We start from the raw sequence: 905 nt of genomic DNA on the forward strand, positions 1-905 counted from the left end.
TCCTTGATCACCGCGAGGTGGGGGCTGTGGACGAACGGGCGGCCGCGGGAGCAGGGGCAGGCACGCTGCGCCCGTGCCACCGACCACCGCACCGCGCTCCGACGTCCTCAGCGACCCCGCCACCAGCGAGCGGGTGCGCCTGCGTGCAGCGGCCTCGGTCCTGCCGGCGGGGGCGGCGATCGCCCGGCGCAGCGCAGCCGGGGTGCACGGCTTCCGGTCCGGGATGCCGCACGAGGCCGGTTCCCGGCCCGACGTGGAGGTCGTTCTGCCTGCGGGGACGCCGGCCCTGCGCCGGCCGGGGATCCGCTCGTACTCGGCCGTCACCGACGGCGACGTCGTCGTGGTCGAGGGCCTGCCTGTCACGTCGGCGCTACGCACCGCCCTGGACGCGGCCCGCTTCGAGTCACCCCCGGTTGCGCTGGCGATGCTCGACCTGGGGCTGCGGCAGGGGCTCTTCGACGTCCCGGAGGCGCACTCCCGTCTCGCGCTGCAGCCCGGTGAGCGCGGCGTGGCCGGGCCCGGCGGTTGTTCGACCTGGCCGACCCCGGCGCCGAGTCGCCCGGTGAGTCGTGGCTGCGGTTGCGTTGCGCGGACGCGGGGTTCCCGCCGCTGACGGCGCAGATCGAGGTACCGCGGGGTCGTGGGCGCCCGTACCGGCTGGACATGGGCTGGCCGGAACGGATGCTCGCGGTCGAGTACGACGGGCGGGAGTTCCACGAGGGCACCGAGCAGCGCGCGAGGGACGAGCGGCGGCGCGCCCACCTGGCGCGACTGGGGTGGACCGTGGTGGGCGTGGGCGCCGGGGAGGTGCTGGGCCGCTCCCTCCACCTGGAGCTGGGCCTGGCCGAGCTGCTGGGCGTGGAGCCGCAACTGCGCACGCGCACCTGGTGATCCCCCTCCCGCGG

Annotated in this window: 2 protein-coding genes; both read left to right on the plus strand. The window is 76.6% G+C overall.

What is annotated here, in order from left to right:
- Nucleotides 1-73 precede the first annotated feature (73 nt).
- On the plus strand, nucleotides 74-613 hold the full coding sequence (locus MN205_RS14020; protein ID WP_242128292.1) for a hypothetical protein: 540 nt from the start codon (nucleotides 74-76) through the stop codon (nucleotides 611-613).
- 50 nt (nucleotides 614-663) lie between these two features.
- On the plus strand, nucleotides 664-891 hold the full coding sequence (locus MN205_RS14025) for a hypothetical protein (protein ID WP_242128294.1): 228 nt from the start codon (nucleotides 664-666) through the stop codon (nucleotides 889-891).
- Nucleotides 892-905: the final 14 nt, after the last annotated feature.

Source organism: Kineococcus sp. TRM81007, assembly GCF_022669155.1.
Taxonomy (GTDB): Bacteria; Actinomycetota; Actinomycetes; order Actinomycetales; family Kineococcaceae; genus Kineococcus.